Here is a 4,801-nt window from a genome sequence, read left to right on the forward strand (position 1 = left end):
GTATATGACCGGACTTCTACTCACTCCCGGTAATTCCCACGGAAGCTGAGATGCGTCCCCGTCGTCGCCTGGACTGCGTTCAGATCAAGGTTAACCTCACCGGGCCGTGGATATCCGCCGCGCGTGACGCTCTGGCGCTCACCGCCGAGCTGGGCATCGGCCGTCGGGTCTGCTTCTGCGCGGACCCGGCTGGAACGGCGGAACGCGGCGGAATAGCGCTGCTCGACGAGGGAATCATCCTGCGACTGCGGCAGTACGGTGCCGGACACGGTGATGCGACGGTCAGGCTCCGGCCGGCCCGGCGATCCCGGCTGGCTCGGCCTGCGCCCCGACCGCGTCGCGGTGTTCCGGATGGAGGCGGACTGGACGGGGGAACGCAGGGTTCCCGCGGCCTCGCTGACCGCACACCCGGAAGCACGTCGGGTGACCGACGTCCTCGTCGGCGCGACGTCGCCGCGGGAACTGTTCTCACCCCGCCAGCGCCGGTTCCTTCGCGAGTACGCGGACCGCCCCATCGACCTGGACAGCCTGTCCGTACTGGGCCCACTCGACGGTGTCCGCTGGAACACCCCGGTTCCGATCCCGGTGGCGGGTTTTCCCGTGGCGGCCGAGAGATGGCGGCTCGCCCCCGGTCCCGGCGACCGCGGGCTCGATCTGCTGGAATTGTCCATCCGGGTTGAGCCGGATGGTGCCCAGATCGCCCAGATCGCCTTCGAGGCCGCCCTGCGCCGCCTCGGGCTCGACATCGAGGAGGACGAGGAGACGAAGACCCGGCGCGCCCTGGCCCTGCTGACCGCAAGACCCTGATAGCGCGAGGTGGCCCCGGCGGAGATCCTCCGCCGGGGCCACCGTCAAACAATCGGATCCGATGTCCTCGTGAGGAGCCGGACCCGATCAGGGTGAGACGATGAACGAGGGGCTGATCGCGACCGTGGTGTTGACGAACCGTCCCGACGCCACCTTGAGCGCGGCGATGACGTCAAGGGCGTCCCCATCCTCCGCAGCATTCGCGAACCAGGGTGCGGAGATTGGCACCGTCAACGGCTTGTTGAAGGCCTTTCTCGGGTCCCCCGGCTTGACCGGAATCTTGCCGATCACGTTTCCGGTGGCCACGACGACGAACCGGCTCAGGTTGCGAACAGAAACACTGAGCGTGTATTCGGCGCCACCGAAGTCAATCAGGCTCTCCCCGATCTCGACGTCGGCGATGACATCGAAGGCCTTGTCATCCGCGATGACATCAATGGTGTTGTTGGTACCACTGTCGACGGCGTAGACCGACTTGACGGTGGCGTCCCACTGTCCGGGCATGACGGTATTCCTCCCCAACTGATACCGCTGACGGCGTGTCGCTTTTCAGTCTGGGAAATGGGAACGGGGGCACGCGTCAGGGAGATCCCTAAAAAAGCTGACTACCGTGCCCGGGACGGGGAGGGTTCAGTGGCTCTCGGCGGTGGTGGCGGGAGCGGCCGGACTCGGCCCGGCGGACGGGCCGGGGTCGCCGTACCAGACCGTCCGGCGGATGTGATCGACGTAGCTGACGATGATGTGCAGCACCCGGCGGGAGACGTCGTCGACGTCGTAGTCGGCGACGACCCGGGGGCGGCGGTCGCTCTCCGCCTCCCGGACGACGAGCTCGACCGCGTCGAGGATCCGGTCGGGGCGCAGCACGCTGGAGACGCCCACGCCGCGGTCCATGCCCTCCGGGCGCTCGTGGGCCTCCCGGATCAGCACCGCAGGGAAACCGACGAGGGACGCCTCCTCGGTGAGCGTGGCGCTGTCGGACAGCACGCACAGCGCGGACCGCTGCAGGGCGAGGTAGTCACAGAATCCGAACGGCCGGCAGAAGCGCACCCGCTCGTCGATGAGCGGGAAGTGTCCGGAGCGGCGCAGCGCCGAGAGCCGCTCGCGGGTCCGCGGGTGGGTCGAAACGATCACCGGCAGCCGGTAGCGGGCCACCAGCCGGTTAAGGGTGTCCAGCAGCGCCGACAACGTCTCGGGGCGGTCGACGTTCTCCTCCCGATGGGCGCTGACGAGCAGGTACCGGCCGACCTGCACCCCGAGGGTGGCGAGCACCGACGAGGTGTCGATGAGCGGCGCGTAGTGGGTGAGCACCTCCTTCACCGGCGATCCGACGACGAAGACCCGCTGCGCGGGCAGTCCCTCGGCGAGCAGGTGACGGCGGGCATGTTCGGTCAGGGCGAGATGCACGTCGCTGAGGTGATCGACGACCCTACGGTTGATCTCCTCGGGAACCCGCTGGTCGAAGCTGCGGTTCCCGGCCTCGAGATGGAACACCCCGATGCGCCGGCGCTTCGCCGGGATCGCGGCGAGGCAGGTGTTCGTGTCGCCGTAGAGCAGCACGGCGTCAGGCTCCTCGGCGGCGAGCACCGGGTCCACCCGGGCGATGATCCTGCTGATCGTCTCCGCGGGCGTGGCTCCGGCAGCCTCCAACATGTGGTCCGGTCGGCGGATGCCGAGCTCCTCGAAGAAGATTCCGCTCAGTTCGTGGTCGTAGTTCTGGCCCGAATGGACCAGACACAGGTCGACCGCCTGGTCGAGGGCGGCGATCACCCGGCTAATCTTGATCACCTCCGGCCGGGTGCCGACGATGACCATGACCCGCAGGCGCCGCCCGCGCGGTCCGGCGGCGTCGTCCGCGGCCGGCCCCGCCCGGGCCACGGCCGGCTGGGGGCGGCGTGGCCAGGGCCCGCTGGGCTGGGGGACGATCGGGGTGACCCGCTCACCGGGGATTCCCGACGGAACCGTCGGTACCGAGGGCCCACTCTGTTCCGGGGTGCCACGCGGCATTCGGACTTCCCCCTACCGCAACGGATGGTGACGATCGGACGGCACGGCCGTCCGTGTTCACCCAGCAAGCTTATCACTCTTGGTAGTACGTAAATTACCCAGCACGCCGACCAGGGCGAGGGAGGAGCGCACGAGGCGCGACAGGCGACAGGCGGGCCGGCGGGCGGGGCCGGCGGGAGCGAACCCGCCGGCCCCGGATCATCGGCCGTGGGCTACAACAGCGAGCGCAGGACATACAGCAGGATCCCGCCGTGGCGGTAGTACTCCGCCTCGCCGGGGGTGTCGATCCGCACGACCGCCTCGAAGGTCTTGTCGCCGGCACGTACCGTGAGGGACGGGGTCCTCTCGCCCACCTCGGCGAGGCCCGTGATGGTGAACGTCTCCTCCCCGGTCAGGCCGAGCGACTCCACCGACTCGCCGACGGGGAACTGCAGCGGCAGCACGCCCATGCCGATCAGGTTCGACCGGTGGATGCGCTCGTAGGACTCGGCGATGACCGCCCGCACGCCGAGCAGCGAGGTGCCCTTCGCCGCCCAGTCCCGGGAGGATCCCGAGCCGTACTCCTTACCGGCCAGGATCACCAGCGGCACACCCTCGGCGGCGTATTTCTGCGCGGCGTCGTAGATGGCCAACTGCTCGCCGTCGGGCAGGTGCCGGGTGACCCCGCCCTCGGTGCCCGGCGCCAGCCGGTTGCGCAACCGGATGTTGGCGAACGTGCCGCGGATCATCACCTCGTGGTTGCCGCGCCGCGACCCGTAGGAGTTGAAGTCGGCGGGCACGACCCCGTGCTCGGTAAGGTAGCGGCCGGCAGGCGAGTCCTTCTTAATCGAGCCAGCCGGGGAGATGTGGTCGGTGGTGACCGAGTCGCCGAGCACCGCCAGCACCCGGGCGTCGATGATGTCGGTCCGGGCCTCCGGCTTCGCCGCCATCCCCTCGAAGTACGGAGGGTGCCGGACGTAGGTGGAGCCGGGCGCCCAGGCGAACGTCCGCGACGCCTCCCCGCCATCACCGACCGGCAGCGAGCGCCAGCGCTCGTCACCGGACAGGTCGGCGTAGTCGGACTCGTACATCTCGGACTGGATGGCGTCACCGACGACCGCGGCGACCTCGGCCTCGCTCGGCCAGATGTCACGCAGGTAGACGGGCTCCCCGCCGGTGCCGGTGCCCAGCGGGTCGGTGTCGAGGTTGATGTCCATCGTGCCGGCCAGCGCGTAGGCGACCACCAGCGGCGGGGACGCCAGGTAGTTCATCTTGATGTCGGGGTTGATCCGGCCCTCGAAGTTGCGGTTACCCGACAGCACGCTGACCACCGCCAGGTCCGCGTCGTTCACCGCGGCACTGATCTCCTCCGGCAGCGGCCCGGAGTTACCGATGCAGGTGGTGCAGCCGAACCCGACCAGGTTGAAGCCGACCTTGTCCAGGTAGGGCACGAGCCCCGCCCGCTCGTAGTAGTCCATGACCACCTTCGAGCCCGGCGCGAGGGTGGTCTTCACCCACGGCTTGCGGGTGAGCCCCTTCTCGACGGCGTTGCGGGCCAGCAGGGCCGCGCCGACCATGACCTGCGGGTTGGACGTGTTGGTGCAGGAGGTGATGGCCGCGACGGCGACGGCACCGTGGTCGATCTCGACGCTCGTGCCGTCGGCGAGGGTGACCGCCGTCGGGTTGGACGAGCGGGCGGCGACGTCCCCGGCCACGGCGTTCACCGAGATCGGGGCGTCGGAGGGCTTGTCGGCGAATGCGGCCGCCGAGTCGGAGGCCGGGAAGGACTCGGCATCCGCCTCGTCCGCGCCACCGTTCGTGAGCACCAGGGGCTGGGCGTAGTCGACCAACGCCGCCCGGAAGGCCTGCTTCGCGCTCGCCAGCGGCACCCGGTCCTGCGGGCGCTTGGGCCCGGCAAGCGACGGCTCGACGGTGGACAGGTCCAGCTCGAGGGTGGTCGTGTAAGCGGCCTCGCGGCTCGGGTCGTGCCAGAGGCCCTGCTCCTTGGCGT

At 69.6% G+C, this 4,801-nt stretch carries 5 protein-coding genes; 1 reads left to right on the plus strand and 4 read right to left on the minus strand.

Annotated elements, in window-relative coordinates:
• Positions 1–20 precede the first annotated feature (20 nt).
• Positions 21–269 (minus strand): hypothetical protein, encoded by a 249-nt coding sequence (locus AC08OQ_RS17665; RefSeq protein WP_476601079.1) that lies wholly within the window; start codon positions 267–269, stop codon positions 21–23.
• A gap of 1 nt (position 270) precedes the next feature.
• On the opposite strand from AC08OQ_RS17665, the gene AC08OQ_RS17670 reads away from it, so the two are divergent.
• Complete coding sequence (locus AC08OQ_RS17670) at positions 271–807, plus strand: hypothetical protein (RefSeq protein ID WP_462186969.1); 537 nt, start codon at positions 271–273, stop codon at positions 805–807.
• A gap of 87 nt (positions 808–894) precedes the next feature.
• Here AC08OQ_RS17670 and AC08OQ_RS17675 read toward each other — a convergent pair whose 3' ends face one another.
• The 3 genes from AC08OQ_RS17675 to acnA form a co-directional block, all read right to left on the minus strand.
• Positions 895–1,311, minus strand: coding sequence for a hypothetical protein (locus tag AC08OQ_RS17675; protein ID WP_462186970.1), 417 nt, complete (start codon positions 1,309–1,311; stop codon positions 895–897).
• 126 nt (positions 1,312–1,437) lie between these two features.
• Positions 1,438–2,811, minus strand: coding sequence for a non-hydrolyzing UDP-N-acetylglucosamine 2-epimerase (gene wecB, locus AC08OQ_RS17680; protein WP_462186971.1), 1,374 nt, complete (start codon positions 2,809–2,811; stop codon positions 1,438–1,440).
• Between the two features lie 212 nt (positions 2,812–3,023).
• On the minus strand, positions 3,024–4,801 hold a 1,778-nt coding region (gene acnA / locus AC08OQ_RS17685; protein ID WP_476612220.1), incomplete at its 5' end, for an aconitate hydratase AcnA.

It is taken from the genome of Frankia sp. CcCS3 (assembly GCF_977927575.1).

What these genes read in the sequence shown, in the direction of transcription:
- wecB (WP_462186971.1), bottom strand. Translation starts at nt 2,811, where the DNA reads ATGCCGCGTGGCACCCCGGAACAGAGTGGGCCCTCGGTACCGACGGTT.
- AC08OQ_RS17675 (WP_462186970.1), bottom strand. Translation starts at nt 1,311, where the DNA reads ATGCCCGGACAGTGGGACGCCACCGTCAAGTCGGTCTACGCCGTCGAC.